Annotated in this window: 26 protein-coding genes; 10 read left to right on the plus strand and 16 right to left on the minus strand. The window is 37.4% G+C overall.

Features of this window, described 5'->3' with window-relative positions; all coding sequences use genetic code 11:
* From hisG to FEE95_RS13230, 12 genes are all read right to left on the minus strand, one after another.
* Window positions 1–858 carry an ATP phosphoribosyltransferase gene (hisG, locus tag FEE95_RS13175; RefSeq protein ID WP_138658448.1) on the minus strand — a complete coding sequence of 286 codons (858 nt, stop codon included), beginning with the start codon at window positions 856–858 and terminating at the stop codon, window positions 1–3.
* Between the two features lie 223 nt (window positions 859–1,081).
* Complete coding sequence (locus tag FEE95_RS13180; RefSeq protein ID WP_138658449.1) at window positions 1,082–1,897, minus strand: prohibitin family protein; 816 nt, start codon at window positions 1,895–1,897, stop codon at window positions 1,082–1,084.
* Window positions 1,898–1,908: 11 nt separating this feature from the next.
* Window positions 1,909–3,933, minus strand: coding sequence for a vWA domain-containing protein (locus tag FEE95_RS13185; protein WP_138658450.1), 2,025 nt, complete (start codon window positions 3,931–3,933; stop codon window positions 1,909–1,911).
* A gap of 4 nt (window positions 3,934–3,937) precedes the next feature.
* Window positions 3,938–4,684, minus strand: a complete 747-nt coding sequence (fabG, locus tag FEE95_RS13190; protein ID WP_138658451.1) for a 3-oxoacyl-[acyl-carrier-protein] reductase — start codon at window positions 4,682–4,684, stop codon at window positions 3,938–3,940.
* Window positions 4,685–4,745: 61 nt separating this feature from the next.
* Entirely contained in the window at window positions 4,746–7,709 is a 2,964-nt protein-coding gene (locus tag FEE95_RS13195; RefSeq protein ID WP_138658452.1) for a M16 family metallopeptidase, read from the minus strand.
* Window positions 7,710–7,847: 138 nt separating this feature from the next.
* Complete coding sequence (gene sucD / locus FEE95_RS13200; RefSeq protein ID WP_138658453.1) at window positions 7,848–8,720, minus strand: succinate--CoA ligase subunit alpha; 873 nt, start codon at window positions 8,718–8,720, stop codon at window positions 7,848–7,850.
* Window positions 8,721–8,796: 76 nt separating this feature from the next.
* Window positions 8,797–9,729, minus strand: a complete 933-nt coding sequence (locus FEE95_RS13205; protein WP_138658454.1) for a UDP-3-O-(3-hydroxymyristoyl)glucosamine N-acyltransferase — start codon at window positions 9,727–9,729, stop codon at window positions 8,797–8,799.
* Between the two features lie 19 nt (window positions 9,730–9,748).
* A complete protein-coding gene (gene efp, locus FEE95_RS13210) occupies window positions 9,749–10,315 on the minus strand; it encodes an elongation factor P (RefSeq protein WP_138658455.1) in 567 nt (188 codons plus the stop codon).
* Window positions 10,316–10,339: 24 nt separating this feature from the next.
* Window positions 10,340–11,125, minus strand: coding sequence for an acyl-ACP--UDP-N-acetylglucosamine O-acyltransferase (lpxA, locus tag FEE95_RS13215; RefSeq protein ID WP_138658456.1), 786 nt, complete (start codon window positions 11,123–11,125; stop codon window positions 10,340–10,342).
* Window position 11,126: 1 nt separating this feature from the next.
* Complete coding sequence (locus FEE95_RS13220; protein WP_138658457.1) at window positions 11,127–12,539, minus strand: bifunctional UDP-3-O-[3-hydroxymyristoyl] N-acetylglucosamine deacetylase/3-hydroxyacyl-ACP dehydratase; 1,413 nt, start codon at window positions 12,537–12,539, stop codon at window positions 11,127–11,129.
* Entirely contained in the window at window positions 12,517–13,554 is a 1,038-nt protein-coding gene (gene lpxD, locus FEE95_RS13225; protein WP_138658458.1) for a UDP-3-O-(3-hydroxymyristoyl)glucosamine N-acyltransferase, read from the minus strand. Before lpxD ends, FEE95_RS13220 begins: the two co-directional genes overlap by 23 nt.
* A 23-nt stretch (window positions 13,555–13,577) precedes the next feature.
* Complete coding sequence (locus tag FEE95_RS13230) at window positions 13,578–14,828, minus strand: HD domain-containing protein (protein WP_138658459.1); 1,251 nt, start codon at window positions 14,826–14,828, stop codon at window positions 13,578–13,580.
* 118 nt (window positions 14,829–14,946) lie between these two features.
* On the opposite strand from FEE95_RS13230, the gene porX reads away from it, so the two are divergent.
* From porX to FEE95_RS13260, 7 genes are all read left to right on the plus strand, one after another.
* The gene (gene porX / locus FEE95_RS13235) at window positions 14,947–16,491 is read left to right on the plus strand and encodes a T9SS response regulator signal transducer PorX (RefSeq protein WP_138658460.1); all 1,545 of its coding nucleotides are present in this window, start codon (window positions 14,947–14,949) and stop codon (window positions 16,489–16,491) included.
* A 21-nt stretch (window positions 16,492–16,512) separates the two neighbouring features.
* On the plus strand, window positions 16,513–17,208 hold the full coding sequence (locus tag FEE95_RS13240) for a hypothetical protein (protein WP_138658461.1): 696 nt from the start codon (window positions 16,513–16,515) through the stop codon (window positions 17,206–17,208).
* A 21-nt stretch (window positions 17,209–17,229) separates the two neighbouring features.
* Window positions 17,230–17,637 (plus strand): tRNA (adenosine(37)-N6)-threonylcarbamoyltransferase complex ATPase subunit type 1 TsaE, encoded by a 408-nt coding sequence (gene tsaE / locus FEE95_RS13245; RefSeq protein ID WP_138658462.1) that lies wholly within the window; start codon window positions 17,230–17,232, stop codon window positions 17,635–17,637.
* Between the two features lie 264 nt (window positions 17,638–17,901).
* Window positions 17,902–18,042: a hypothetical protein gene (locus FEE95_RS22150; RefSeq protein WP_171037044.1), complete on the plus strand. Its 141-nt coding sequence runs from the start codon at window positions 17,902–17,904 to the stop codon at window positions 18,040–18,042.
* Between the two features lie 101 nt (window positions 18,043–18,143).
* A complete protein-coding gene (locus tag FEE95_RS13250) occupies window positions 18,144–18,797 on the plus strand; it encodes a hypothetical protein (protein WP_138658463.1) in 654 nt (217 codons plus the stop codon).
* An 84-nt stretch (window positions 18,798–18,881) separates the two neighbouring features.
* Complete coding sequence (locus FEE95_RS13255; RefSeq protein ID WP_138658464.1) at window positions 18,882–20,081, plus strand: alanine dehydrogenase; 1,200 nt, start codon at window positions 18,882–18,884, stop codon at window positions 20,079–20,081.
* 9 nt (window positions 20,082–20,090) lie between these two features.
* Complete coding sequence (locus FEE95_RS13260) at window positions 20,091–20,465, plus strand: DUF4258 domain-containing protein (RefSeq protein ID WP_138658465.1); 375 nt, start codon at window positions 20,091–20,093, stop codon at window positions 20,463–20,465.
* Here FEE95_RS13260 and FEE95_RS13265 read toward each other — a convergent pair.
* On the minus strand, window positions 20,462–21,628 hold the full coding sequence (locus FEE95_RS13265) for a proline dehydrogenase family protein (RefSeq protein ID WP_138658466.1): 1,167 nt from the start codon (window positions 21,626–21,628) through the stop codon (window positions 20,462–20,464). The genes FEE95_RS13260 and FEE95_RS13265 overlap by 4 nt on opposite strands.
* Before the next feature lie 123 nt (window positions 21,629–21,751).
* On the opposite strand from FEE95_RS13265, the gene aroB reads away from it, so the two are divergent.
* Window positions 21,752–22,813 carry a 3-dehydroquinate synthase gene (gene aroB, locus FEE95_RS13270; protein WP_138658467.1) on the plus strand — a complete coding sequence of 354 codons (1,062 nt, stop codon included), beginning with the start codon at window positions 21,752–21,754 and terminating at the stop codon, window positions 22,811–22,813.
* A 149-nt stretch (window positions 22,814–22,962) separates the two neighbouring features.
* Window positions 22,963–23,298, plus strand: coding sequence for a hypothetical protein (locus tag FEE95_RS13275; RefSeq protein ID WP_138658468.1), 336 nt, complete (start codon window positions 22,963–22,965; stop codon window positions 23,296–23,298).
* Between the two features lies 1 nt (window position 23,299).
* On the opposite strand, the gene FEE95_RS13280 is transcribed toward FEE95_RS13275, so the two are convergent.
* The 3 genes from FEE95_RS13280 to FEE95_RS13290 form a co-directional block, all read right to left on the minus strand.
* Window positions 23,300–23,815, minus strand: a complete 516-nt coding sequence (locus FEE95_RS13280; protein ID WP_138658469.1) for a DinB family protein — start codon at window positions 23,813–23,815, stop codon at window positions 23,300–23,302.
* Window positions 23,816–23,898: 83 nt separating this feature from the next.
* Window positions 23,899–24,378 (minus strand): Lrp/AsnC family transcriptional regulator, encoded by a 480-nt coding sequence (locus tag FEE95_RS13285; protein ID WP_138658470.1) that lies wholly within the window; start codon window positions 24,376–24,378, stop codon window positions 23,899–23,901.
* A gap of 113 nt (window positions 24,379–24,491) precedes the next feature.
* Complete coding sequence (locus tag FEE95_RS13290) at window positions 24,492–25,589, minus strand: M14 family metallopeptidase (RefSeq protein ID WP_238474573.1); 1,098 nt, start codon at window positions 25,587–25,589, stop codon at window positions 24,492–24,494.
* A 131-nt stretch (window positions 25,590–25,720) separates the two neighbouring features.
* Between FEE95_RS13290 and FEE95_RS13295 the strand changes: the two genes are divergently transcribed.
* Complete coding sequence (locus FEE95_RS13295) at window positions 25,721–26,080, plus strand: hypothetical protein (RefSeq protein WP_138658472.1); 360 nt, start codon at window positions 25,721–25,723, stop codon at window positions 26,078–26,080.
* Window positions 26,081–26,084: the final 4 nt, after the last annotated feature.

Consider the following 26,084-nt stretch of genomic DNA (forward strand, 5'->3'; position numbering starts at 1 on the left):
TTAAAGGACCATTTTTTCAATTGGGCAAACCAAAATACCTTCAGCTCCTGCTTGCTTTAGCTCATCAATAACCTCCCAGAATTTGTCCTTGTTGATTACGGTATGTACAGAACTCCAACCTTCTTCCGCTAAAGGAAGTACCGTCGGACTGCGCATACCGGGAAGCAAGGCAATAACATCTTTCAATTTATCATTAGGAGCATTCAGCAACACATATTTTGATTGTCTTGCCTTCAAAACAGATTGAATGCGGAATTGTAGCTTCTGAAGCACTAGTTTTCTTTCTTCAGAAATTTTCGGAGATACGGCCAAAACGGCTTCACTTTTCAACATGACCTCGACTTCTTTCAAGTTGTTCTTGAACAAAGTACTTCCGCTTGAAACAATATCGCAAATGGCATCAGCTAGTCCGATATTAGGGGCAATCTCTACAGAACCACTAATGATATGTAGATCCGCATTTACCCCTTTCTCTTTCAAATAGTTTTTAACAGTATTCGGATATGACGTTGCAATTCGTTTCCCTTCAAAATCCTTTACAGAGTCATACTTAACAGCTTTAGGAACAGCCAAAGAAACCTTACACTTTGAAAAACCAAGTTTTTCCGCAACAGCAATGTCCTCACCTTTTTCAATTAATACATTCTCTCCGATAATTGCAATGTCTACTACTCCATCTCTTAAGTATTGGGGAATGTCTCCATTTCTAAGGTAAAACACCTCCATTGGAAAGTTCCGCGAAGAAGCCTTCAATTGGTCTTTACCATTATCAATAGATATTCCACAATCTTTTAAAATCCGTAAAGAATCCTCATTAAGCCTTCCGGATTTTTGAATAGCAATTCTAATTTTTGTCATTTCTTGTTTTTGATGTTTGAGGCAATCAAAATGGTCTAAAAGCAAAACCCGCTTGATTGCTCAAACGGGTTTAAATATTTTGTAATACTACAATACACCTTTACCTCGCTTGACAGCCAGTTACAAGATGATGATGTGTATTCTTATTTCTCATTACGTGGTAAAAGTAAAATTAAATTTCTTTCTACGAAAGCGAATTTAAAAAAATCACAAATTGTGCTTTTTAGTTATTTCCTAGAATAAGAGGTAATCCAGCTTCACCCCCGCCTACAATCACTACTTTGGAGTTTGGAGATTTGGAAAGCTCCAATGTTGCATCAATACCTTTATCCTGTAAGATCTTATCTGTTAAGGATGCACTTAATATTCTGTTTGCATCAGCTTTACCTTGTGCTTCAATGGTAACTTTTTCAGCCTCTTTTTTCGCAGTTACTAAACGGAATTCATACTCAAGGGATTCTTGCTCTTGCTTTAACTTACGCTCAATTGCATCTTTAATCGTGTTAGGCAAGGTCACATCACGCACAAGAACTTCATTTAATTGTACATTCTGTTTATCTAAAATCTTTTTGGTTTCTTCGAATATTTCATCTTGAATAGCATCACGCTTACTAGAATACAACTGCTCAGGTGTATAACGTCCTACAACACTTCTCGCAGCACTACGAATGGCCGGCTTTATTACACGGTCTAAATAGCCTTCACCTAAATTCTGATGTAAATTTCCTAGTTCTGCAGCAATGGGTTGGTACCAAGCTGAAGCATCAATTTGAATTTCTAGTCCGTTTGAAGACAGTACTTTCATCTTTTCGAACAATTCTTGCTGACGTACTTCGTAAATAAAAACATCGTTCCACGGAGCTACGATATGAAACCCCTCGCCCATCGGTGGCTCATCAGTAACAACACCTCCTCCGAAGGTTTTATATAATACTCCAGCTTCACCCGACCCTATGGTGACTGCGGATTTAGAAATTAGAATAACTAATGCAATCAGTATGAATACTACTGGTAGCGCAACTTTTGGTAATTTGTCCATAATGTTCTGTTTTATGTTAGTCCGTTATATTTTCTTATAAACCATTCCGCTGCTAATGCTGCGATAATGATTGCTAAAAGTACGCGAAAATCTATTAAGGACACTATATTTTTAGTGGCTTTTTGAGTAGGTACAAAACGACTATCGTTAAGTAAACTTTGTACCAAGTCGTCCATATTGTTTGGGAAATATAGTTTTCCATTTGTTGTAGATGCCAATTGTCTCAACTTTTTATAATTAGTGGACAAGAATTGTTTTTCTACATCGAAATCCAAGATTGTAAAACTCCCAGACTGTTTTCTATTTTCTTGTTCAACATTCACAATAAATGCATATTGTCCAGGAGGTAAATCACTTAAATCGGCCTCATAGAAGTTATTTTTTAATAACATGGGAATCTCTTGGGAACTTCCACTTTCTGTATTCTTTAGTTTTACAACTAAGGAAGCATTTGAATCGAATACAAAAGCCTCATCAAAATAGGATGCTTTTATCTTAGCATCATTGCTACCTTCATAGACGGATTTATAATCTACATCCAGCCTATTCTTTCCTTTGTTGGAGGAAAGGTATAGCATCAACTTGCCTATAAAATCATCAAAATTTTGAAAGTTTTGATTGTTTCTAAAGCTCTGCATTCGCCATTTCCAAATGTTTTCGCCCGTTAAAACAATCTCTTTGCCATTCTCATTGTCAAGGGCAAAAAGCAAAGGCGATTTTAAAGTGGCGCCAAAGACTTTCATTTGTACTAAAGTTTCAGCACCATCCACTTTAATACCTCCTGCATTGCTGTCTAATGGTGGAAAATCATCCATGGTAAAATCGGTGATATCGAACTTTGAAAAAGAAGGATTCAGAACTCCAATCACCTCTTGTATCGGATAGCCGTCTCCTAAGTTATATTTTCTAGATGCCTTATTTATTGTGCTCCAGTTTGTTTTAGTTCCTCCAATGGTAAAAACACTTGCCTTTTTCTGCTTTAAATAGGTATAGATGGTTGTAAAGGATGGATTCGGTTGATATAACAGGAACACATCTACATCATCAAAATCCTTCAGGTTTGCCGTCGGCTTCTTAATGCTTACCGAACGCTGTTCATTACTTTCAATGGCTTTCCGTAAGGTTCCAATATCTGGATGTATCATACTTGAGATGATGGCGATGTTGGTTTTTTCGTCAATAACTTCAACAACAGCATTTCGAATGTTGTTCTCTTTATTTCGCTCTCCATCTAAGGTACTAAGCTCTATTTGAATGCTCTTTATACCTACTGAACCGGCATCTAAGTTTGTTTTAATTGTTTTTGAACTATTCGTATTTGACAGCTTAGTATTTTCACGATATACCGTATTCCCGTTCACTTTTATGCTTACTGTAGAATTCACCTCTCTTGACCCATCATATGAAACGTAAATTTCTAAAGGGTACTTGTTTTTGAGAAATGCATATTTATTACTATTGACTTGATTAATACGGAGGTCTTCGTATTGGGTAGTATCACCAATAGCAATGGGGTAAATAGGAAGTTTGGCATTTCTTCCTGAAAAGATGTAGTCCTGCCCTATTGTACTATTTCCATCGGTAAGAAGAACCATAGTGGAATTCGTGTTGGCATAAATTTCATCAAGTGAATTTATAGCTTTCGAAATATTGGTGTTGTTCTCAAGAAAGGAAAGACTATCTGTTTGTTGAACAGAATTACCAAAATGGTACGGTGCAACGCTAAACTTATCTACAAGACTTGCATTTACCTTTAATTTGTTTAAAACTTCTTGAACTTTTTCTTTTGAATCGGCTAGTGATGATGAATTGTCGGTCAGTAGAATTAGATTGGTCTTTTCAAGACTATATTCATTCTTTGAGAACTTAGGATTGATAAGCAATATGAAAAGTCCGAATAAACCAATAAAACGCAAAAAAGAGAGTAAGGCATTAAGCTTTCCTCTCTTTTTAGAATTATAATAATACTGAAACAACACCATCCCTAAAGCCACAATTGCAGCTAAAATAATAAGGAGAACGGTGCTTGTTTGCATATTCTTATGTCAACATTCCGCCATCGACATTAAGCACTTGACCAGTTACATATGCCGATAAATCAGATGCAAAAAATAAACATGCGTTAGCAATATCTTCTGGGGCCCCTCCCCTTTTTAGAGGAATACCTTCACGCCAGCCTTGAACAACTTTCTCATCCAACTTTGCTGTCATTTCTGTTTCAATAAATCCAGGGGCTATAGCGTTGCATCTTATGTTTCTAGATCCTAATTCTAAGGCAATGGATTTTGTAAAACCAATCATTCCAGCCTTTGAAGCGGCATAATTTGCTTGTCCTGCATTTCCTTTCACGCCAACTACACTACTCATATTGATGATTGAACCTTTACGCTGCTTCAACATAGTTCGCTGAACAGCTTTTGTCATATTGAAGACTGATTTCAAATTAATCTCAATGACCTTATCGAAATCCTCCTCGGCCATACGCATTAGTAAATTATCTTTGGTGATACCGGCATTATTAATAAGTACGTCGATGCCTCCAAATTCTTCTAAAACATTGGCTACTAAAGTTTCCGACTCGTTAAAGCTCGCCGCATTACTTTTATAGGCCTTGGCTTTCACGCCTTTAGCAGTAAGTTCTTTTTCAAGTGCTAAAGCAGGGGCTTCGCTCGAACTATAAGTAAATGCGATGTTTGCGCCATGTTCGGCGAATACTTGAGCAATTCCAGTTCCTATACCCCTACTTGCTCCAGTAATAATTACATTTTTTCCTTCTAGCAATTTCATTCTTAAGGTTGGTATTTAAGTTTTAGTTGAATTCAAAAATACGATTTCTATACCAACCTTGTTAAGATTTTATTGGAGCAGGTTTCTCATAATTGAACAAGTAATCCACATCTAGTTCTTTTACCTTGCCAAATTTCTCTAATGCTTTGATATCAACATCTTTCTTATTTCCAATGACCATTAAATCATAGTTAGAGCCTTTGATATTTTCATTAAAGAAATTTCGCAAATCCTCAATGGTCATATTTTGAATCGCTTCGTACATTTCCTTTTTGTTATTCTCTGTCATACCTCTTTTTTTCAATCTTTCATGAGACCAAAAGATATTTGTTTTATTGGTACGTTCCGCTGCCATCCTTTTTAAAGTAGACTCTTTTGCAGCATTAAAATTCTCTTCGGCTTCTGGCATGTTGTTCATTAATTCTAACATAGCGTCCATTGCTTGGTCCATTTTGTTAGCTTGGGTACCAACGTAGGCATAAACATAGTCCGGGTCGTTGGCTTTACTTGCTCCTGAGTAGGCAGAGAAAGCGGAGTAAGCGAGTGATTTTGACTCTCTTATCTCTTGAAAAACTATTGATGATAATCCACTACCGAAGTAAGAATTAAACAGGGAAGAAACCGCCATTTTCTTCGGGTCAAAGGTATCGCCTTTTGCCATAAATAGCATTTCAGACTGTACCATATCGTAATCTACAAAGTAAACATTACTACCCATATCTTTTGGGTTATACTTCTTTGGCTCTGGGTATGTCATAAACTCTTTCGGAGCAGTATGCTTAGCTTCAATAGCGGCAATACCATCTTGTTCATCCTTGCCATAGTAGAAGAAATTATGTTTATAATTTCGAAGAGTCTTTACCATTTCTACAAGCTCATTCGGGTCAATAGCCTTTAATTCTTCTATCGTATATACGTCACGTAAACTTGAGTTGTCTCCAAACTTGCCATATTCCCAAAGACCATTCCACATAATCGCTCCCTTGTTAGATTTTGTTTCTTCACGCTCTTTGGCCAGTTTCAATACATACTTATCATATGCAGACTGGTCCGCTCTTGCATTTGCCCATAAATCTTCAAGTAGACCCAGACCAGCATCTATATTTTCACGCAAACCGGATAAGTAAATTCCAGATTTATCGCTTTGAGAATATACCCCGTAATTCACACCTAGCTTGTAGAACTCTTTTTTAATTTCTTCAGACGACTTAGTGTCCGTTCCAACATACTCAAAGAAGCCAATAGCCAAATCTAATTTTCTATCATGGTCTTTGCCCATTTCAAAAAAGATATAAAGTTGCGCTAAATCATTAATGTCATTTTTAACATACTCATATTTTAGCCCATTGTTGAGCGTACTAGTTTTAATAGCCGAAGCGTAATCGATGAACTTTGGCTCAATCTTGGTTGCTTCCATGGCATCAAAATTAGTCAAGAACTCAGATTTCTTGCCTCTATTCAATTCTATTGGAGTAATACCAGGGTTGTCAACTTTTACCTGATTATCATCTTTACCTTGTCTCTTATATACAACTCCATAATTATCTCCATAAAACTTATTGGCAAAATCCACTAATTCTTGCTTGGTTACCTTTTTCATTTCGTCAATACGTTTTACACGGCCCTCCCAATCTTGAAAGTGCACGAAAGCATCTACATAGGCATAGGCCACAGATGACGCATTCTCAAGCTGACGCATCTCCGATAACTTAAGGTCATTGGTAACGGCATCAATCATCCAATCTTCAAACTCACCTTTTTTAATTAGTTCAATTTGATCTAGCAAGAGCTGTTTCACTTCGTCAAGGTTTTGCCCAGATTTTGGATAACCATACATAATGTGCATACCATAATCCGTTAAAAACTGTGTATACGAACCAGCACGCTGTACTTTTTGTTCTTGATTTAAATTCAAATCAATTAAACCGGCAGTACTATTAGCCAGTATATAATCCACAAGATTAACATACTTCTCATCTTCTGAACCCAATCCAGCTGTTCGATAGGCCATCATCATGTTTTCTGATTCTGGTCCGAACACTTCCTTTTTTACGGACTTGACCATCGGCTCTTCAACAGGTCTTTTTGGATGTATCACTTCTTTGTACTCAAACTTTCCGAAAGCCTCATTTACTTTTTTAATTGTTTCTTCAAATTCAATATCACCAACTAGAATTACAGCCATATTGTTAGGCACATAATAGGTGTTGAAGTAATTATGAATTGCTTCCATTGACGGGTTTTTCAAATGTTCAGAAATTCCGATTGTTGTCTGCTGACCATAAGGATGCGTTGGAAATAGGGCATCATTCAATGCGGTATTTACTTTTCGTCTATCTGAATCTTGCCCTCTGTTGAACTCTTCATAAACAGCCTCTAACTCCGTATGAAATAATCTCAGAACCAATTGACTAAAACGCTCAGATTCGAGGTGGAGCCATTTATCAAGCTCGTTCGTTGGTATTTTATTTGTGTAAACTGTTTCTTCATGCCATGTCCATGCATTTGTTCCTTCGGCACCCAACGAACTTACCATTTTATCATATTCATTGGCGATTGAAATTTTCGAAGCTTCTAAAGAAAGACTATCGATAGACTTATAAATCGCTTTTTTTGCATCTGGATCTTTTTCTGCCTTATGCTTTTCATATAAATCTGAAATCATTTCAAGTTTCACCTTTTCTTCTTCCCAATTTTGGGTTCCGATCTCGTCAGTACCCTTGAATACCATATGTTCAAGATAATGGGCCAAACCTGTATTGTCGGCAGGATCGTAAACAGAACCAGCACGAACAGGAATGAAAGTCTGTATTTTTGGTTCATCAGTATTCTTACTGAGATATACTTTAAGACCATTTTCCAAGGTATATAATCTTAAACCTGTGGGGTCATTGGTAACGGACTCATAGGTAAATCCGTTGGCGTCTTTAGCAGTTATTGTAGTTACCGTGTCCTCTGTAGCGTTCTGCTTACAAGAAGAAAAAAGTATTGTTCCTAAAAATAGGAGTAAGAATGTTTTTTTCATGAGTATACGTTTTTGACTGATTTAAGTTTGATAATTGTTATAAAGACTGACAAGATTATATAAAAAATCCATCATACTAAAGTAAGAATGATGGATTTAATTCAAATGAATATTTAAGAATGTTTAACACAATTCCTACTATCCCATTACCTCTTTTACTTTTTTGCCTATTTCTGCAGGAGAATCTACGACGTGAATTCCATGTTCTCGCATAATTTTCTTTTTTGCCTGTGCTGTATCGTCGCTTCCTCCTACAATAGCTCCTGCATGTCCCATTGTTCTTCCAGCGGGTGCAGTTTCACCGGCAATGAAACCAACTACAGGCTTCTTGCTTCCACTCGCCTTATACCATTTTGCTGCATCTGCTTCTAATTGTCCACCTATTTCACCTATCATAACCACACATTCGGTCTCTGGGTCGTTAATCAATAGTTCAACAGCTTCTTTCGTTGTAGTTCCAATTATAGGATCTCCACCAATACCAATGGCAGTGGTAATACCTAATCCTTGACGAACTACTTGGTCAGCTGCCTCATAGGTAAGAGTACCTGATTTTGACACGATACCTACGTTCCCTTTTTTGAAAACAAATCCAGGCATAATGCCTACTTTAGCCTCTCCTGGAGTAATAACTCCTGGGCAATTAGGACCAACCAATCGGCAGTTTCTATCCTTAATATAATTTGAGGCTTTTACCATATCAGCTACGGGTATGCCTTCTGTAATAGTTATAATAACTTTTATTCCAGCATCTGCAGCTTCCATAATCGCGTCAGCAGCAAAAGCCGGTGGAACAAAAATAATAGTAGTATCAGCATCTACATTTTCAACAGCTTCCTCAACTGTGTTAAAAACAGGTTTCCCTAAATGCTCTTGACCACCTTTTCCTGGAGTGACGCCACCTACTACCTGGGTACCGTATTCAATCATTTGCTCGGCATGAAAAGTTCCTTCACTACCTGTAAAACCCTGAACTATTATTTTCGAATCCTTATTAACTAAAACGCTCATGTATAAATCGGTTTATTTTTTGCTGCAAAAATATAGGTTTGCTAACGAAAAGGAAAGCAATACCTTGCATATTATTTTATTCTTCTAATTTCTTTAAAATGGAGGGAATCTTTTTGACATAAGCCAGTTGTTTCAATTTTTCCCTAGATTCCTCAATCGGAGTTCCAAAATAGCTTTTACCGCCAGCTACCGACTTGGTAACGCCTGTCTGCCCCATAATTACGGCACCCTTGCCTATGGTAATGCCGGAATTGGTCCCCACTTGTCCCCAAATGGTAACTTCATCTTCAATAACAACACATCCAGCAATTCCCGTTTGGGAAGCTATTAAACATTTTTCTCCAATCATGGTATCATGGCCAACATGCACTTGGTTGTCAAGTTTGCTTCCTTTTTTGATGGTTGTGTCCCCTGTTACACCTTTGTCTATAGTACATAGCGCGCCAATCTCTACATTGTCTTCTAGCACTACTCGACCTCCCGAAATCAATTTATCAAATCCCTCTGGCCGATTCTTGTAATAAAAAGCGTCTGAACCTAAAACACAGCCCGCCTGTAGAATGACATTATTGCCTATAACGCAATTATCATATATGGATACATTGGAATGAATCAAACAATTATCACCTACACTAACATTATTTCCAATGAAAACATTCGGCTGAATAATCGTGTTCTTGCCAATTTTAGCAGAATCGGCAATCGAATTATTTGCCTTTTCAAATGGTTTGAAAAATTTGGTGAGTTTATTAAAATCCCTAAAAGGGTCATTTGAAATCAATAAGGCTTTTCCTTTTGGACAGTTAACTTCTTTATTGATGAGTACCACAGATGCATCACAATTCAAAGCTTTATCATAGTACTTCGGATGGTCGACAAAAACAATCTCACCTTTTTTAACGACATGGATTTCATTCATCCCTAAAACAGAGAAATCATCATCTCCAACGTATTTAGAGTCAATGATTTCTGAAATCTGTTTTAAAGTATAAGTTATAGGGAATCTCACTTAGTGAAAATATTTCTGATTATTCCTTTACACGTTCCATATACGTGCCTTTTTCGGTATCTACTTTAATTTTATCGCCTTCATTTATGAAGAGTGGCACATTTACTTCCGCCCCTGTTTCAACTTTCGCTGGTTTAGTTGCATTGGTGGCCGTATTTCCTTTTACACCTGGCTCCGTGTAGGTGATTTCTAAAATGACACTCGCCGGCATGTCTACCGATAAGGGCATACTATCTTCTGTATTGAACATTATCTTGACCACTTCACCTTCTTTCAGAAGACCTGGAGCATCTAAACTACTTTCTTCAAGGGTAATCTGATTATAATCATCTGTATTCATGAAGTGATAGGTCTCACCTTCAGCATACAAATACTGATACGAGCGGGTTTCTACCCGTACATCCTCAATTTTATGTCCTGCAGAAAAAGTATTATCAATAACCTTTCCTGTGGTTACACTTTTTAGTTTTGTTCTAACAAATGCAGGGCCTTTCCCCGGTTTTACATGTAAAAACTCTATAATTTTAAAAATATCATTGTTGTACCGAATGCACAATCCTTTTCTTATATCTGATGTAGACGCCATTTTATATGTGATCTAAGGTTGTTATTAATTGTTACTAAAGTAGCCTTTCATAATTCCGCGCTGAGAATCTCTAATAAATTGCAAAATTTCATCTCTTTCTGGGGTTGCCTCCATTTCTGCTTCGATGATTTGTACGGCCTGGCTGTTGTTATAATTCTTCTGGTAAAGAATACGATAGATATTCTGTATCTCCCGAATTTTTTCTGATTCAAATCCTCTTCTACGCAACCCTACGGAGTTGATTCCAACGTAGGATAGTGGTTCTCGAGCCGCTTTCACGAATGGAGGAACATCTTTTCGTACCAAAGAACCTCCGGTAACAAATGCATGTTGACCAACGGATACAAATTGATGCACCGCAACCAATCCCGCAAGAATGACATTATCTCCAATGGTTACGTGACCTGCAAGGGTCGAGTTATTGGAAAAAATGCAATTGTTGCCGACTAAACAATCATGAGCTACATGACAATAGGCCATGATAAGACAATTCTTGCCAATCACGGTTTTATTTCTATCCGAAGTACCTTTATGAATTGTAGCGCATTCACGAATGGTTGTTCCATTACCTATGGTTACGGTAGTATCCTCGCCATCGTATTTTAAATCTTGTGGAGGGGCAGAAATTACGGCTCCTGGAAAAATATTACAGTTTTTACCGATTCTTGCACCTTCCATAATAGTGACATTCGAACCAATCCAAGTACCATCACCGATGGTAACATTATTATGTATTGTGGTGAATGGCTCTACTACTACGTTTTTGGCAATCTTAGCGCCAGGGTGAATGTAAGCTAGGGGTTGATTCATTTTAGTTTCCTTTTACTTTAGCAATTTGAGCCATAATTTCTGCTTCGGAAACCAATCTTCCATTCGCATAAGCTTTCGCATGCATTTGACAAATACCTCGACGAATCGGCGACATTAAATCCAATTTAAATATTAGAGTATCTCCAGGAACCACCTGTTGCTTGTATCGAACATTATCAATTTTAAGCAAATACGTCAAATAATTTTCTGGATCAGGAACCGTACTCAACACCAAAATACCACCCGTTTGCGCCATGGCTTCCAATTGTAAAACACCAGGCATAACCGGTGCCCCAGGAAAGTGCCCAACGAAAAAGGGTTCGTTCATGGTCACGTTTTTCATGCCGATTACATGTGACTCGGATAACTCAAGTATTTTGTCAACCAACAAAAATGGCGGTCTATGGGGCAACATTTCCATTATTTGCGTGACATCCATCAATGGGGGTTTATGCAAATCCACCAAAGGAACATTGTTTCGTTTCTCTGTCTTTATGATTTTCGAAAGCTTTTTTGCAAATTGTGTGTTTACAAAATGTCCCGGTTTATTTGCAATTACTTTCCCTCGAATTCTTGTTCCCGCTAAAGCTAAATCACCAATAACATCTAATAATTTATGCCTCGCGGCCTCATTGGGTTGATGAAGGGTTAGGTTATCGAGTATTCCATTCGGTTTTACAGAAAGCTTTTCCTTGTCAAAAGCTTTCTCCAGCTTTTTCATGGTATCTGGCGATATTTCTTTATCCACATAAACAATAGCATTGTTTAAATCACCCCCTTTGATAAGGCCATGCTCTAAAAGCGCTTCCAGTTCATGTAAAAAACTGAAGGTACGGGCATCGGCAATCTCTGTTTTGAATTCAGATAGATTTTCCAAAGTGGCATTTTGCGTGCCTAGAACTTTAGTTCCGAAGTCAACCATGGTTGTTACCTGATATGTATCAGAAGGGATAACGGTAATCTCACTCCCAGTAGAATCGTCCTTATATGATATCACATCTTTGACCACATATTCTTGGCGATCCGCATCTTGCTCCTGCACCCCAACAATTTCAAGGGCCTCAACGAAATATTTGGAGGAACCATCCATAATTGGTGGTTCTGGTGCATCAAGTTCAATTAGGATATTGTCTATTTCCATTCCGACCAAAGCCGCCAAAACATGCTCTGAGGTTTGAATTTTAACGCCATGCTTTTCTAGGTTTGTACCGCGTTGAGTATTTACAACGTAGTTTGCATCGGCTTCTATGATTGGTTCACCTTCCAAATCCACTCTTTTAAAAGCGTAACCGTGATTCTCTGGAGCGGGAACGAATTTCATAGTTACATTTTCTCCAGTATGTAGTCCAACTCCCTTTAGAATAACCTCTTTGGCAATTGTTCTTTGTTTGTTACTTGTCGTTATCACCGTCATTTACTTTTTTATCCAGTTCATTAATTTGGTTTACAATTTTGGGGAAATTCTTAAAGTGAACGTATGACTTATTAAAGTCCCCATAATTCCATGCGGGGGTACCTTGTAATATTTCACCATCTTTTACACTTCGACTTATACCTGATTGAGCTTGTATACGAACATCATCACCAATGGTAATATGGCCAACAATGCCTACCTGACCTCCAATCATGCAGCGTTTTCCAATTTTGGTTGACCCTGCAACACCGGTTTGCGCAGCAATTACAGTATGCTCACCAATCTCAACATTATGAGCAATTTGTATTTGATTGTCAAGCTTGACTCCTCTTCTTAAAATAGTCGAACCCATGGTAGCCCTATCAATAGTAGTACCTGCGCCGACATCCACATCATCCTCTAAAATCACATTGCCAGTTTGGGGAATCTTACTGAACGTACCATTCTTACTTGGGGCGAATCCAAAACCATCCGAACCGATAATGGCACCACTTTGTATGACACAGTTTTTACCGATTATGGTTTCTGAATAGACCTTTGCTCCCGCAAAAACAATAACATTATCATCTAGCGTAACGTTGTCACCAACATATGCGTTTGGATATATCTTCACATTTTTTCCCATCTTCACATTCTCACCAACATAAGAAAAAGCTCCTAAGTATAAACCCTCTTCATAGGAAGCACTTTCTGAAATATAAACGGGATTCTCTATACCCGTTTTCGTATTCTTAACTTGATTGTAGTATTCCAACAATTTGGAAAATGATTCATAAGCGTCCTCGACTTTAATCAAGGTAGTCGCCAAATTCTGCTCAGGGGTAAAATCTTTGTTTACAATGGTAATCGAAGCTTTTGTAGTGTAGATATAGGGCGTGTATTTCGGATTCGATAAGAAAGTCAACGAACCCTTCTCGCCTTCCTCGATTTTGGCTAGTTTATGAACGGCTATCTCAGGATTTCCTTCTACTTCTCCCTCTAATATACCCGCAATCTGACTTGCTGTAAAAACCATGAACACAAAAGTAAGAAAAATAGTTAGAGGCTGTTTGGATTTTTATTATCGGAATATTTGGGGAAACACATATAGTACTTGGTAACCGTTTTAGAGAGCGTCTTTAAGTTAAGGTGATCAGATGCCTTGGCCACGTCGGTAACCTTACCATTCTTTCGTAAGATATTGATATTCTGCTTATCAGAGTTGTAAGCGCGATTTTCAATATTACCTTTAAACACAAAATACCCCGCTTCTTCATCGGACAATTTGTATTCTAATTTTATTCGGTTCAAATGTTTCTCAAATAGGTCTTCTGAAATTGGTTTGTTCTTCAATTTAATTTTAAGTAGTTGCCTATTGATAACCATTTGACAAAGTTTAGAAAGCACAAAATCGTCATGGTCTTGCCACAGCTTTATAGCAGAAAGAATATCGACATCATCCAATTTTGAAAATTTATCCAAAACGGCAACCTCGAAATTCGCCTCTCCGATTTTATGGGTCATGAAAAATAGCAAAGCCTCACTGCAGCTCACTTGAACGCCTTTTTTCAAGAGTTGCTTAGCTCTTTTTAGTATTCGAATCAGTAACTGTTCTGCTACTATACCTGCTTTGTGCAAGTATACCTGCCAATACATAAAGCGTCGGGCCATAAGGAACTTTTCGACGGAGTATGTCCCCTTCTCCTCTACCATTAACTCTCCATCAACAACGGTTAGCATGGTGAGCAAACGCTCAGAGTTGATATTTCCTTCCGCTACTCCGGTATAAAAACTATCTCGCTTGAGATAATCCATTCGGTCCATGTCCAATTGACTAGAAACCAATTGATTCAAAAATTTCTTGTGATGTCTTCCTTCGAAAATTTCAATGGCGAGCGTTAAACTTCCGTTAAACCTTCGATTGAGTTCCTGCATAAATAACAAGGAAATATGTTCATGGTGAACGCCTTCTACAATACTATTTTCCATGGCATGGGAAAACGGACCATGCCCGATATCGTGCAATAAAATTGCGCACAGTAAACCCTCCTCCTCTTCTTTCGAAATTTCAACATCCTTAAAACGAAGTACTTGTATGGCCTGCTGCATTAAATACATACTGCCCAAGGCATGGTGAAATCTGGTATGGTGTGCTCCGGGATAAACCAAATAGGAAAGTCCCATTTGCGAGATTCTCCGCAACCTTTGAAAATACGGATGGGCGATAAGGTCAAAAATCAGCGTATTGGGAATTCGAATAAATCCGTAAATTGGATCATTGAAAATTTTAAGCTTGTTCGATTCTGTCAAAATAAATTGATTAACGAATCAAAGTTATACAAATGAAACGATATCTTGGCATGCTTCATGAGGTCTTAGACATATCGAAATTGATGCAATTTTAAACTTGAAATACCAATTCTACTAAATGAATAAAATAACAATTCTCTGGGCGGACGATGAGATTGATCTTTTAAAGCCACATATTCTTTTTTTAGAAGGAAAAAACTATAATGTAATTACCTGCAAAAGTGGACAGGAGGCTCTTGAAGCAATGGCGGAGTCTCAGGTGGACATCGTTTTCTTAGATGAAAATATGCCGGGTATTTCAGGACTTGAGACCTTGAATGAAATCAAGGTACTGAACTCTTCGCTTCCGGTTGTTATGATTACGAAAAGTGAGGAAGAATTTATTATGGAAGAAGCCATAGGCTCAAAGATTGCCGACTATTTAATTAAACCAGTAAATCCGAATCAAATACTTTTATCGTTAAAAAAGAACTTAGACCATTCCCGTCTCGTTTCTGAAAAAACAACTTCAAATTACCAGCAAGAGTTCCGCAAGATTGCCATGGATTTATCGATGGTCAATAGTTATGAGGAATGGATTGAACTCTACAAAAAGTTGATTTATTGGGAAATGCGTCTTGAAGATATTGAGGACACGGGAATGTTTGAAATATTAGAATCTCAAAAAGTAGAAGCCAACAATCAATTCGGAAAGTTCGTAGAAAACAATTACCAAGACTGGTTCTCTGACCCTACTGGTCCAGTCATGTCGCATACACTTTTCAAGGAATGGATCCAGCCTGAAATTAAAAACACTCCTACCCTTTTAGTGGTTGTCGATAATCTTCGCTATGACCAGTGGTATGCTTTTGAGGAAACTGTGAATTCATTTTACAAGAAGACCAAAGAAGAATCGTATTTGAGTATACTCCCCACAGCAACACAATATGCGCGAAATGCCATATTCTCAGGGTTGACACCTTTGGATATGGAAAAAAAACATCCGGAATGGTGGAAGAATGATACAGATGAAGGTGGAAAAAATTTGTACGAGGACAAATTCCTTGGTGCCCAGATTAGTCGCTTGGGATTGGATATAAAATGGGAATATCATAAAATAACCAGTCTTAAAGGTGGGAAACATTTATCGCAAAACTTTAGATCTCAAAAGGATAATGACCTGACGGTAATCGTGTATAACTTTGTAGATATGCTATCACACTCCAAAACCGAAATGGAGGTAATAAAGGAGTTGGCGTCAAACGATAAAGCCTATCGTTCACTTACCCAAAGTTGGTTTAAGAATTCCCCTTTATTGGAAATTATTCAACAAGCCCAAGACATGGATATGAAGTTAATTATTACTACGGATCACGGTACCATTAATGTGAAGCAGCCTTCAAAGTTAATAGGTGATAAAGACACCAGTCTTAACCTCCGTTATAAAACGGGCAGAAGCCTTACCTATGAGGAGAAAGATGTATTGGCCGCCCAGGACCCAAGAAGTATTCATTTGCCCAGTATAAATATGAGTAGTTCGTTTGTGTTCGCTAAAAACGATTTGTTTTTTGCCTATCCAAATAATTACAATCACTATGTTAGTTACTATCGGAATACTTACCAACACGGTGGAGTCTCACTAGAAGAGATGATTATTCCTTTTGTGGTTCTGACACCTAGATAAAGTCAATAAAAAGTTGTAAAAATGAAATTCGGATTATTTTATTTTCTCAGTATCCTTCCATTCATTTCTTTGGCGCAACAAGAAGTGCTGGAGGTTAGAGGTAGCGTTATTGAAATTGGCATTTTGGTGGATGGTCTGAACGACTCAAAATATGCCAATGCAGATGGCTCGCCTTATTTGAATTCGGAATTTATTCCTGCGAAAGTAAATGATATCAAAAAAACTCAGTTTATTCGATATAATGTTGTAGATCAGATTTTTGAGGTTCAAATCAAAACAAACAAGGTCGTAATGCTCGACTTAAAAAACGATTTTAGCATTCAACTTTTGGACGGCTCCGATAAAAAGTATCGTACGGCTATGTATTCTATTGACGGCAAAAGAATTAAGTCCTTTTTTGAAGTTGTCAAGAAAAGTGAAAACTTCATACTGTATAAACAAGAGCGAAAAAAGTATCTCAAGGCCCAAAAAGCGGAAGGGTATCAAGATAAGTTACCCGAACGATTTGTTGACGAAGCCCCAACATTTTATATTTCAAATTTTAAATCTGATTCACCTACTCTTTTGGAACTTCCAAATAAAAAGAAAAAGTTTGTTGCTTTTTTTGAACAACAAAGAAAGGCGGTTGAAAAATTTATGAAACAGGAAAAACTAGGAATTAAAGAGCCTAATGACTTAGTACGTATCATGGATTTTGTTTTCTCCATAACCCAATAACCTGAATACTTCAATAGATAAATGCCAATTACCTATCAACAAAATCAAATCACGGAAATAGCAAAAAAAGTACTTAGAGCTGCTCCGTCAAAAACCCTCTGCTTTTATGGCGAAATGGGCGCCGGCAAAACAACTTTAATCAAAACCTTAGTAAATGAACTCGGTGGAGCAGATGAAGCCAGTAGTCCCACTTTTGGTATTGTAAATGAATATCATACAAACGAAGGAGCTATCTTAGGGTACCATTTCGATTTTTATCGTCTTGAGGACGAAACAGAGGCTCTTGACTTGGGTTTTGAAGATTATCTAAATCAAGATGTTTGGATTTTTATCGAATGGCCCGAAAAAATCAAATCTTTTTTACCTGAAGATGCCTTTGATATTCATATTGAAATAAAAGATTTTGAAACGCGAGAAATTTCATTTTAAATCTTCTTTTCATCATTCGATTGAACACTGCAATTAAGACCCTATTCTTTCCATTTTAATTTTTATCAAAAGTCTTACCGGTTTTCGTATCGTTTTTTGTCAAATTTTATTGTGCAGATAATTTTAAAACAGCAAAATATTCGACGAAATACCAAAAAATAACGGTCAACAACATGATTTTAACATTTTTTGTTAAATTAATTAACAGGTATTACCTACATTTGTTGTGATAATTAGTCCTATTCTAACTAAAACTTAATGAAAATGAAAGCAAAAAGATTTATTTTTGGCCTTTTGGCATGTGTAACTTTATTAGCTGTTTCTTGTGAACCAAACAACACCGCAGAAGAAGATGATTTGTATGAAGTTGGCCTTGACAAAACGAAGTTTAATAAGAAAATTTAAACTTTAAATACTGTATTTAATCGAGGGACAATGCATATTGTCCCTTTTTTAATACTTTTTTACAAGTTCTGTCGTTACCGAACTACATCCCGTTGAAATAAATGATTGATAAAAGCAGAAACAAAAAGGCAAAAAGGAAGATATGGATTGAATCCACCTTAGTTTTTTTTGTAGCTATTTCTCCATTTATTTATAAAATCTATGATTACCTACCAGAAAATCCGGAAGCAACTATTTCTTTTCTGGGAATGACAATTGACAACAATGGATTTCCTGATGTATCTTTCTATGTGTGGTTTTTATTAAGCAAATTTATTCCCTTATATCTATTGATATTCTGGTTCTTGACCTCAAAAAATTGGTGGTATCATATTATTTTGATACCCATAGCGATGTATGCTTTTCAATTGTTTGAAGTAATATTTGATGCTGATGATAATATAGACACAGAAAATATTTGGTGGCTTCTCCCTATATGCATGGTAGTAATTCCCTTTGTTTATTTTATTAGAATAAAACTTTATGATAGATACGTTCATGGAATTGACCTTGAAGCAATGGAGGCCGAATTGCATTCTCTAAAACAGAAGAGATTAAAGCAACAAAATGCAGAAGTTAAAAAAACAGACCTTCCAAAAGTAGAATATCGTTCCCTTTCCGAATGGTTAAATGAGGAATTATCAACTCAGAAACTTGCGCAACGTTTTAAAAAAATAAAGAAAGGGCTAAAGGCTATAGCCTTTTTTAAATTTTAGATTATCTACATCCTAAATTTAAGTTTCACTTAAAAATTGTAATTTTGATTTAGGCGGTCTTTCCGCCGTGCACAATTACGACCCATGAGCCAACCCTCCTCTCCTTTTAGCAAGCAACAATTACTACCACAAGAAGAAACCCTTGAAATTTTAAAACAAAAGGGGGAACTTTTTATTGGTGTTCCGAAGGAGAATCAATATCAAGAACAACGGGTTTGTTTGACTCCCGATGCAGTAAACGCGATAACGGCCAACGGGCATCGCGTTCTGGTGGAATCAGGAGCCGGAGAAGGCGCTTTTTACTCCGACTTAGAATATACTGAAGCGGGTGCGGAAGTAACAAAAGATATAAAAAAGGTTTTTGGTTGTCCATTGATTTTAAAAGTGGAACCTCCTACCCTTGCCGAAATAGGGATGATTAATCCGCAAGCTGTGGTTATTTCTGCTTTGCAAATTAAAACGGCTACAAAAAAATACTTCGAGGCTTTGGCCAAGAAAAGAATTACGGGTGTTGCCTTTGAATATATACGTGACGAGGATGGCAAGTACCCCGTAGTACGCTCCTTAAGTGAGATTGCCGGGATATCGTCTGTACTTATTGCTTCTGAAATTTTAGCAGCGACCAATGACGGCAACGGACTCATGTTCGGGAATATCAGTGGTGTTCCTCCCATCGAAGTAGTGATTATTGGTGCGGGAACAGTTGGTGAATTTGCAGCGCGTTCTGCCTTAGGGCTCGGAGCGAATATTCGCTTATTTGACAACTCCATCACCAAACTAAGAAACATTCAAACGAGCTTGAAGCAAACAGTTTACACGTCTACAATTCAACCGAAGAACCTCAAAAAGGCATTACGACGATGTGATGTCGCTATTGGTGCAACTCGTGGCAAAGACCGTTCGCCTGTAGTTGTTTCAAGCGGTATGGTAGAGACCATGAAGAAAGGTGCTGTGATTATTGATGTAAGTATCGATATGGGCGGTTGTTTTGAAACCAGTGAAATCACAACGCATGAAAAACCGACTACTGAAAAATTTGGTGTGATTCATTATGCAGTGCCGAACATTCCCTCAAGATACCCCAAAACAGCAACCATATCATTGAGCAATATTTTCACACCTTATCTCCTAAAATTAGGTGAAGACGGCGGACTCGAAAATTCACTCCGTTTTGACAAAGGACTCCGAAACGGACTGTATATGTATCATGGAATTCTTACCAGCAAATCTGTAGGCGAATGGTTCGACCTTCAGTATAGTGATATCAACTTCCTTATCTTTTAATCAAGTTTTATGTTCATCAAGCGCTTAGGCTATTTTATGGTGGGACTTTCCATCGGAATTGTATTTCTTACTTTTTTTCTTAAAAAGAAATCAGATGAAACAGGAGTTTCATTCTGCTATTTTCCGAATTGCAGGGTACTCAAAGATTTACGCTCAAAACCCATTGCCTATTCAGACCGAATTTCAGAAATGTTGAAAAATCAAGAACTGGATACCCTCGTTATCAATACTTTTTTTACGGAAGGAGAAATTAATTTTAGCAGTAGTGATACCAAATCGAAGCCCTGTAAAACCTATCTTATCGAAGGAGAGATAGATTTGGAACTCGTAACCATGGAAGTCAAAAATTGCCCGAATAAAGTAACCGTAATCGGTCTTCGTTAAATCTTACGCCTCTTCTTTTCTTTTTTCAACAAGCCCAGTTCTCTGGTGGTTTGTCCGGCTACGGAGGTATTCTCTTCTGCTCTTCGGATGAGATAGGGCATCACATCACGCACAGGTCCGAAAGGTAAGTACTTGGCAACATTGTATCCTTTGTTCGCTAGATTGAAAGAGATGTGGTCACTCATTCCAAAGAGTTGTCCGAACCATACTCTTGTATCCCCATTTTCAATGGATGCATTTTTCATGAGTTCCATTAAACGGTATGAACTCTCCTCGTTGTGCGTGCCTGCAAAAAGAGAAATCACATCCAAATCCTCTAACATATACTGAACAGCAGCATCAAAGTTTTCATCTGTAGCTTTTTTCGAAGCGCAAATCGGAGTTGGATATCCTAATTCTTCCGCACGTTCATTTTCCTTTTCCATATAGGCCCCACGAACTACTTTCATTCCAATTTTGAATCCGTTAGCCTTTGCTTTCTGATGTAACTGTTTAAGATAATCCAATCTATCCCAACGGTACATCTGTAAGGTATTGAAAACAATGGCTTTTTTCTTGTTGTACTTTCGCATCAAATCTTCAACAACTTGGTCAGCAGCGTCTTGCATCCAACTTTCTTCACCATCGATAAGCAAGGATACATTGAGGTCGTATGCCTTTTTACAAGCCTTATCAAATCGATTGATGACTCTTTGCCATTCTTGAGACTCAGCTTCTGTAAGTTCTTTTCCTTCGCCTACTTTTTGATACAAGGCGAAGCGACCAAAACCAGTAGGCTTAAAAACGGCAAAGGGAATTGCATCTTTCTCTTTCACAAAATCAAGAATCTTTAAAATCGTTTCTAAAGCACTATCAAAGGGATCGTCTCCCTCCTGTCCTTCCACAGAATAATCAAGCACAGAACAAACACCTTTTTCATACATTTTATCTACTACAGGCAGACAGTCCTCTTCATTGACTCCACCACAAAAGTGATCAAACACAGTAGCGCGAATAAGCCCTTCAACAGGTAGTTTCGCTTTAATCGCAAAATTAGTCATCGCGGTTCCTATTCGAACCAAAGGTTCATTTGCAATCATTTTAAATAGAAAATAGGCTCTTTCTAATTCAGAGTCCGTTTTAAGTGCGAAAGCGGTTGAAGTATCCTCAAAAATTCTATCCATATTTTACGATTCTATTGCTCTTCAAATATAAATACCCGAATTGTATTCTTTGGAAAAAAAATAAGGTTTATTTTGCACCTGAGATTTCCACCTACATGGAATTGAAATTAAAATTTATTTGATTTGGAATCGATTGTAAGCTCTTCATACGCAGTACATTTTAATAAAAAGGCGTACCGTGCCCTAAATGACCATTTGTCCGCAAGCTCGTATTCATCTTTGTTTATTATTGTTGATGAAAACACCTATGAAGAATGTCTTCCGGATTTCATGAATGCTATAGAAGGAGACCTACACTTCGAAGTCTTGGAAATTGAATCCGGTGAAATCAATAAAAATATTACTACCTGTACCCATCTTTGGGAGACCCTTTCTTCACTTGATGCGGACCGCAAAAGCCTTATTATAAATTTAGGTGGAGGAGTAGTGACCGATTTAGGGGGGTTCGTAGCTTCAACTTTTAAGAGGGGTGTTGATTTTATCAACGTCCCAACTACTCTACTCGCCATGGTTGATGCCTCAGTTGGCGGAAAAACCGGAGTAGATTTAGGTCCTTTGAAAAATCAAATCGGAGTTATTAATCAACCCGAAATGGTTTTGGTCATTCCGAGCTTTTTAAAAACCCTAGAAGAAAGACAATTACAAAGTGGATTCGCTGAGATGCTAAAACACGGACTCATTAGAAATGCAAAATACTGGGAAACTTTAAAACAGTTATCAACATTCAGCGACATAGATACTAAGGTTTATGATTCTGTTGTTATAAAGAATGAAGTTGTACTGAGAGACCCAACAGAACAAAACATACGGAAAATCCTGAACTTTGGTCATACCCTAGGCCATGCCGTAGAATCCTACTTTTTAAAAAGTGAAAACCATGAAACCCTATTGCATGGTGAAGCCATTGCCGTTGGAATGATTCTAGAAGGTTATTTATCCTATAAAATCACGGGGCTTCCGGAGGCAGAATTGGTGGACATCAAATCCACATTTTTAAGTCGTTATAAAAAAGTAAGTTTTTCGAATGATGATATTATAGGAATATTGAATTTATTGAAATTTGACAAGAAAAATTCCCATGGTAACATCAATTTTGTCTTGCTCAACAGGATCGGCTCACCGATAATCGACCAACAAATTCCCCCAAATTTGTATGTTGAAGCTTTTGCATACTACAAAGATTAAGCGCTACATATACTATAAAGTAGCATTTGACAACTCTTTAGAAAATTCAAGGAAAAAAAAACATAGTTTAGGTAATGTAAAAGGATTCAATCTCTGTTCCATATTATAATTGAGATTGTTTCTAAACCCAAAAACCAAAACCTACGACTATGATACGCAAACTTGTGGATTATAAAAAGCTGGACCATGAATTGGCGGCTTTGTTAATCGAAACCTATCCTTACGGTTACGGAGATGAAGACATCATCACATTTAAAAATGCTCATGGAGAAATTATCGAAGCCGTTGAAATTCAAACGGCAGATACGCTCTACCTTGTAAAAATCAGCAAGAGTTTGGCCAACTTCATTTCAAACTTTGAAGACAACATTGAAAAAGGACTTGAGTCTAAACCCGAACCTATATTGGAAGAGGTTGATGCCCAAGAAGCTGAAATGGAATTTAAATCAGACCAAGAGGCTGAGGAAGAACGCGAAACCGAGTAAATTACAAGTACCGCTCTCGTATAATATCCCTATGGTGTCTTTGATGTCCACAGGTGATACAACCAATAGCGCCTACGCTCATTGCCGAGTTGCTTGCAGTACCTATTCTTTTCAGGGCAACTTCATCAAAAGATTTGAACAAGCTAAGAGTAGAAGCGCGTACCGCTTGGTACTCCTCTATCATCGCTTCAATAGACTTGTTGTTCGCATTGGATTCTGGAACGAAATCATCTTGCTCAAAACCCTGTAAAGGTGTTTTATCATTTCGCGAGAATCGCAGTGCTCGATATTGGAAAATTCTTTCCGTATCGATTATATGTTGTAGGGCTTCCAAAACCGTCCATTTTCCAGGAGCATAGGCATAGGTCAACTTCTCCTCAGGAATACTAGCCATAAAATTTGGAAAGTTTTTTAATTGCTTTTCCAGAGTTGGCAGTAAATCTGAATCTCCCAGTTTATCAATATAGGTTCTGTAATATGGATTATATTCTCCTTCTTTTAATTCGGATGGTTTCATTTGTTTTTTTTAGTGCCATAAAAATAAAAAATCCCAAGCGATAGTAGCTTGGGATTTTAATATTTATTCGTTTTTAACAAATCCTAAAGATCATTAAAAATCTTGTGCATCAATCTTTTCTTGTCGTTAATGCTTTCCTCTAGGGAAATCATAGTTTCAGTTCTGCTGATACCTTCAATATCATCAACGGCAAAAATTATATTCTTTGCATGATTGGTGTCTTTCGCACGAATTTTACAAAATATATTAAACTTACCTGTAGTAATATGAGCCACCGTGACATTCGGAATCTGCTCCAAACGCTCCATAACAAATTTGGTTTGGTGCGTTTTCTCCAAAAAGATTCCCACATAAGCGATAAATGCGTAACCTAGCTTTACATAATCCAAGGTCAAGGAAGATCCCTTTATAATTCCCGCTTCTTCCATCTTTTTTACACGCACATGAACCGTACCTGCGGAGATTAAAAGTTTTTTTGCTATATCAGTAAATGGAGTTCTAGTGTTGTCAATCAACATATCTAGAATCTGGTGGTCAATTTCGTCTAGTTTTACTTTTGCCATTGTATTCAAATTTTGAGCAAAAATAAAAAATTAAGAAATAAAATTCAGTAAAAGCTTTATTTTTTTAACAAAAATGTAATAAAATATTAATATTAGAAGAAAATATTCAATTTTTAAGACTGGAGCACATTCCAAAAACTTTGTTTTTTAAGAGCTGAAAAATCATTTTCATTCGCACAGTCATAGGTGCTATGACCAAAATATCCCTCGGTGCATCCGGCCTTTTGGATTCTTGCCTGAAAGATTATTTTTTGCTCTTCAAGGACTTCAGCATATAGAATAGCTATGTCTTTGGTATACGACGAATCAATGATATGCGCATTTTTTATGATAACATCGAAGAAAAGTTTCTTGTTCTCCGGAATTGCAAAATAGTCCTGCTGAGGATAGGAATTTATTTCATTTTCACCAATGCATAGCAGTGCTTTTAGCAGCGCATAAAAAATATACTCACGTGTTTTTTCGCGCTCATAGTCCTCAGGAAAATGGCCTGCCTCAAAAAGAACGGTTGGAGTATTCAGCATTTGGAACGTATCACCTACACAATTCGCATTGAAGCCGTCGTCATACCGCCCAATTTGACCCGGAATCAATTCTTGCAGTTCTGTATTCATAGCGGCAATCAACTGCATGCTTATGGCTCGGGAATTGGAAATGGTTCGTTCAGCATCATGTGACGGAGCCAAAAAAGAAATCGTCGCAGGGTTTGAACTATTCCCAACATTAAAAATGGTACGCTGGTCGTGCATGTTGAAACAAAAGTCTGGCTGATAGCTCTCGTAGACATCTCGCAATACTTTGCTTTCGGGCTGACTTCTTTCCTGCGCATCCCTATTCAAATCCACCTCATTTGCGTTGACCCTTGTATAGGCCTCCGCCCCATCAGGATTTAAAATCGGTATTATTTTCAGGGTGCAGTTTTTTAATATACTTACTGCAAGTGGATTATCTGATTGGAGTAATTTAAGTAAATCTAGAATAGCTTTGGTGGTAGTAGATTCATTGCCGTGCATCTGAGACCACATCAAAACTTTCTGTGTTCCAGTACCCATAGTGACGGCTCTAATCAGTCTTTGTTCAACGGAATAACCAACGATTTCGACTTTAAAATCAGAATTCAAAGTTTCGAGAAAATCCCCCACCTGTTCATTAACGACATATCTACCCTTAAAGGTGGTTTCCTTAAACTTTGAATATGTAGCGTGATTCATTAGCATACCAAGGTGTAAATATACCGACAAATTAAAAAATATTAACCATTACTAATCTTCATATGTATTCCAGCTAACAAACTGATTATTCCTATGGCATCTCAAGCTTAATTTAGTACTTTGTAGTCCATATGAAAAAAGGACTTTACACGATAATCATTTCGTTTTTAGCACTCTCTTGTTATCGACCAGAACGTAACTGTCAGGATTACAAAACAGGAACTTTCAGTTTTGATTACGTACTTAACGGAGAGGAAAAGGTTGGGAAGTTTACCAGGGACGAATTGTACAGTGTAGAATATTACGACAACAAGATTGATAGTGCTACAGTGAAATGGTTGAACGATTGCGAGTTCGTATTACAGGATGTGAAATCAAAAGCCTCTGTGCATATGAAGATATTGTCTACAACCGATAATTCTTATACATTTGAATACAGCCTTGTTGGAGAAGCAAAAAAGATTCAAGGCACAGCCACAAGAACTAAATAACACT

Source organism: Maribacter algarum (ex Zhang et al. 2020) (genome assembly GCF_005885635.1).
GTDB classification, from domain to species: Bacteria; Bacteroidota; Bacteroidia; order Flavobacteriales; family Flavobacteriaceae; genus Maribacter_C; species Maribacter_C algarum.

Bases quoted from the DNA above. Each gene is read 5' to 3' on its own strand.
- hisG (WP_138658448.1), bottom strand. From the start codon at position 858: ATGACAAAAATTAGAATTGCTATTCAAAAATCCGGAAGGCTTAATGAG.
- FEE95_RS13180 (WP_138658449.1), bottom strand. From the start codon at position 1,897: ATGGACAAATTACCAAAAGTTGCGCTACCAGTAGTATTCATACTGATT.
- FEE95_RS13185 (WP_138658450.1), bottom strand. From the start codon at position 3,933: ATGCAAACAAGCACCGTTCTCCTTATTATTTTAGCTGCAATTGTGGCT.
- fabG (WP_138658451.1), bottom strand. From the start codon at position 4,684: ATGAAATTGCTAGAAGGAAAAAATGTAATTATTACTGGAGCAAGTAGG.
- FEE95_RS13195 (WP_138658452.1), bottom strand. From the start codon at position 7,709: ATGAAAAAAACATTCTTACTCCTATTTTTAGGAACAATACTTTTTTCT.
- sucD (WP_138658453.1), bottom strand. From the start codon at position 8,720: ATGAGCGTTTTAGTTAATAAGGATTCGAAAATAATAGTTCAGGGTTTT.
- efp (WP_138658455.1), bottom strand. From the start codon at position 10,315: ATGGCGTCTACATCAGATATAAGAAAAGGATTGTGCATTCGGTACAAC.
- lpxA (WP_138658456.1), bottom strand. From the start codon at position 11,125: ATGAATCAACCCCTAGCTTACATTCACCCTGGCGCTAAGATTGCCAAA.
- FEE95_RS13220 (WP_138658457.1), bottom strand. From the start codon at position 12,539: ATGACGGTGATAACGACAAGTAACAAACAAAGAACAATTGCCAAAGAG.
- lpxD (WP_138658458.1), bottom strand. From the start codon at position 13,554: ATGGTTTTTACAGCAAGTCAGATTGCGGGTATATTAGAGGGAGAAGTA.
- porX (WP_138658460.1), top strand. From the start codon at position 14,947: ATGAATAAAATAACAATTCTCTGGGCGGACGATGAGATTGATCTTTTA.
- FEE95_RS13240 (WP_138658461.1), top strand. From the start codon at position 16,513: ATGAAATTCGGATTATTTTATTTTCTCAGTATCCTTCCATTCATTTCT.
- tsaE (WP_138658462.1), top strand. From the start codon at position 17,230: ATGCCAATTACCTATCAACAAAATCAAATCACGGAAATAGCAAAAAAA.
- FEE95_RS22150 (WP_171037044.1), top strand. From the start codon at position 17,902: ATGAAAGCAAAAAGATTTATTTTTGGCCTTTTGGCATGTGTAACTTTA.
- FEE95_RS13250 (WP_138658463.1), top strand. From the start codon at position 18,144: ATGATTGATAAAAGCAGAAACAAAAAGGCAAAAAGGAAGATATGGATT.
- FEE95_RS13255 (WP_138658464.1), top strand. From the start codon at position 18,882: ATGAGCCAACCCTCCTCTCCTTTTAGCAAGCAACAATTACTACCACAA.
- FEE95_RS13260 (WP_138658465.1), top strand. From the start codon at position 20,091: ATGTTCATCAAGCGCTTAGGCTATTTTATGGTGGGACTTTCCATCGGA.
- FEE95_RS13265 (WP_138658466.1), bottom strand. From the start codon at position 21,628: ATGGATAGAATTTTTGAGGATACTTCAACCGCTTTCGCACTTAAAACG.
- FEE95_RS13275 (WP_138658468.1), top strand. From the start codon at position 22,963: ATGATACGCAAACTTGTGGATTATAAAAAGCTGGACCATGAATTGGCG.
- FEE95_RS13280 (WP_138658469.1), bottom strand. From the start codon at position 23,815: ATGAAACCATCCGAATTAAAAGAAGGAGAATATAATCCATATTACAGA.
- FEE95_RS13285 (WP_138658470.1), bottom strand. From the start codon at position 24,378: ATGGCAAAAGTAAAACTAGACGAAATTGACCACCAGATTCTAGATATG.
- FEE95_RS13290 (WP_238474573.1), bottom strand. From the start codon at position 25,589: ATGAATCACGCTACATATTCAAAGTTTAAGGAAACCACCTTTAAGGGT.
- FEE95_RS13295 (WP_138658472.1), top strand. From the start codon at position 25,721: ATGAAAAAAGGACTTTACACGATAATCATTTCGTTTTTAGCACTCTCT.